We start from the raw sequence: 2866 nt of genomic DNA, 5'->3' as shown, positions 1-2866 counted from the left end.
AGGCGCCGCGCCCGCGCGTTGCGGCGCAGCGCCACCGGCCGGTCGAGTCCGGTCACGGCGAGAAGGGCGGAAGGGGCTTCGGTCCGGCTGGGCATGTCCGGACCATAGACGGGCCAGGGCCGGAGGGGAATCGTGGTCGCGATTAATACTTTAAATTTATGTTATTTATTCAACCAACAACCCGTGTTGATAGTTAATTGTGTTGACTTCGCGGCACGAGCTGTGAAAACCTCACTCTCGTCGGTCCTGTCATGGATCGCGCCGCGGCAATTTCCGGTGAAGCTTGCGCCGCGTCACCAAACGCTAAGCGCCACGACGGGGTTCGTGGTCTCGAGGAGTCGACGTCCATGTCTCAGTTCCGCGCTCCCGGCTGTTGCGGCCAGGCCTGAGCCCCGCCCCTTCCCCTCTTCCATAACGGCGCCCCGGCCGACTGATCCGCGCTCCCTGACCGGGTTCGATGCGCGACCGGCCCAGCGTGTGCGCCTGCCCGCCCGAGGATTGTCCCGAATGCTCGTCCAGATCCTGCGATGGTCCCTGTTGGCCGGTGCGGCCACCATCGTCATCAGCAACTACGCCCGGGCCGCGGAGCCGCTGACCATCGGCTACCAGAGCACGGTCGAGCCGGCCAAGGTGGCCCAGGCCGACGGCCTGTACGAGAAGGCGATCGGCCGCCCGATCGAGTGGCGCAAGTTCGACAGCGGCGCCGAGGTGATCGCCGCGATCGCCTCCGGCGGCGTCCAGATCGGCTATGTCGGGTCCAGCCCGCTGGCCGCCGGGGCCAGCCGCGAGCTGCCGATCCGCACCATCCTGGTCGCCATCGGCATCGGCGACGCCGAGGCGCTGGTGGTGCGCAACGGCGCCGGCATCGACAAGCCGGCCGATCTCCCCGGCAAGACCGTGGCCGTGCCTTTCGTCTCGACCACCCATTACAGCCTGCTGGCGGCGCTGAAGCATTGGGGCATCGACCCCGGCTCGCTTCGCATCCTGAACCTGCGGGCGCCGGAGATCGCGGCCGCCTGGCAGCGCGGCGACATCGACGCCGCCTATGTCTGGGACCCCGCGCTGGGCAGGATCAAGGAGAGCGGCAAGGTCCTGGTGACCTCGACCGAGGTCGCGGCCTGGGGCGCGCCGACCTTCGACGCCTGGATCGCCCGCGCCGACCTGATCGAGTCGGACCCGGCGGCGGTGCAGGCCTTCGCCGACGTCACGCTGAAGGAATATGCGGCCTACCGCGCCGACCCGAAGGCCTGGAGCGCCGAGTCGGCGGAGGTCGCCAAGATCGCGAAGCTGACCGGGGCGAAGCCGGAGGACATCCCGGCCCTGCTGCAGGGCAGCGTCTTTCCGGTGAAGGCGGAGCAGGCCGGGCCGGCCCTGCTGGGCGGCGGCACGGCCAAGGCGATCGCGGACACCGCGACTTTTCTGAAGGAGCAGGGCAAGATCGACCAGGCGCTGACGGATTACGCGCCCTATGTCGACGCCCGTTTCGTCGCTACGGCTACAGCGACGAACTGAACCGGGCGCAGGAGAGGCCCATGTCGGTTCTGGCGGTAAAGGCCGTATCCGTGACCTATCCCGCGGCGGATGGCGATGTCCGCGCGCTGGACCGGGTCACCCTCGCGATCGAGCCGGGCGAGTTCGTCGTCGCCCTCGGCCGGTCGGGATGCGGCAAGACCACGCTGTTGAACCTGATGGCGGGCTTCCTGGCGCCGGAGGCAGGGACGGTCACACTCGGCGGCGTTCGTGTGACCGGACCTGGGGTGGAGCGGGGCGTCGTCTTCCAGGATGACGCCCTGTTCCCCTGGCTTGACGTGCTGGGCAATGTCGGCTTTGCGCTGCGGCTGCGCGGGATCGCCCCGGCCGAGCGCGACGACCGGGCCCGGCGCATCCTGAGGCTGGTCGGGCTGGAAGGCTTCGAGCGGCAGAAGCTGTGGGAGCTGTCGGGCGGCATGAAGCAGCGGGTCGGCCTGGCCCGCGCCCTGGCCGCCGACCCCGAGGTGCTGCTGCTGGACGAGCCGCTGGGCGCGCTCGACGCGCTGACGCGGGAGCGGATGCAGGAGCTGCTGCTGGACCTGTGGCACCGCACCGGCAAGAGCCTGTTCCTGATCACCCACAGCATCGAGGAAGCCCTGTTCCTGGCGACCCGGCTGGTGGTGATGTCGCCGCGGCCCGGCCGCATCGTCGAGGAGCTGCGGCTGGATTTCGGCCGGCGATACTGTACCGGCGAGCCGGCGCGCCGGATCAAGTCCGACCCCGGCTTCATCGCCCTGCGCGAGCGGGTGATGGACCTGATCTTCGAGCGCGAGGCGGCCTAGGTGGCGGACATCGTGCTCCAGAAACCGGCGCCTTCCCCCGTTCGCGGGGGGACCCCGCGGCACAGGCGCCCCGGAAACGCCAAGGGCCACGGGACGAGGCTGATCAGCCTCGCCACGGTGGCGGGCCTCCTCCTGGTGTGGGGGCTCGTCTCCAATCTCGGCCTCGTCCCGTCCCTGTTCCTGCCGACGCCGCAGGCGGTGTGGGCCAAGCTGGTCACGGTCGCGACCAACGGCTTCGCCGACGCGACGCTGCTGCAGCATCTGGCGGCCAGCCTGGGCCGCGTCTTCGCCGCCCTGGCCCTGGCGCTGGCGGTCGCGATCCCGGTCGGCATCGCCATCGGCACCAGCCGGATCGTGCGCGGCGTCCTGGACCCGCTGATCGAGTTCTACCGGCCGATCCCGCCCTTGGCCTATCTGCCGCTGATCGTGATCTGGTTCGGCATCGGCGAGGTGTCGAAGGTCCTGGTGATCTTCCTGGCCATCTTCGCGCCGATCGCGATCGCGACCGCGGCCGGCGTGCGCGCCGTGCCGCAGGACCGGCTGCGCGCCGCCCG

General features: G+C 70.0%; 3 protein-coding genes. All 3 read left to right on the top strand.

Features of this window, described 5'->3' with window-relative positions; translation table 11 throughout:
• Positions 1-507 precede the first annotated feature (507 nt).
• A complete protein-coding gene (tauA, locus tag P409_RS30995) occupies positions 508-1512 on the top strand; it encodes a taurine ABC transporter substrate-binding protein (RefSeq protein ID WP_034847545.1) in 1005 nt (334 codons plus the stop codon).
• Between the two features lie 20 nt (positions 1513-1532).
• Entirely contained in the window at positions 1533-2312 is a 780-nt protein-coding gene (tauB, locus tag P409_RS30990; protein WP_034847543.1) for a taurine ABC transporter ATP-binding subunit, read from the top strand.
• Positions 2313-2429: 117 nt separating this feature from the next.
• The coding region (locus P409_RS30985) for an ABC transporter permease subunit (protein WP_202964866.1) at positions 2430-2866 on the top strand (437 nt) is incomplete at its 3' end.

Origin of the sequence: Inquilinus limosus MP06 (genome assembly GCF_000767795.1) — a bacterium.
GTDB classification, from domain to species: Bacteria; Pseudomonadota; Alphaproteobacteria; order DSM-16000; family Inquilinaceae; genus Inquilinus; species Inquilinus limosus_E.
This window is presented reverse-complemented; position numbering and strand designations above follow the sequence as displayed.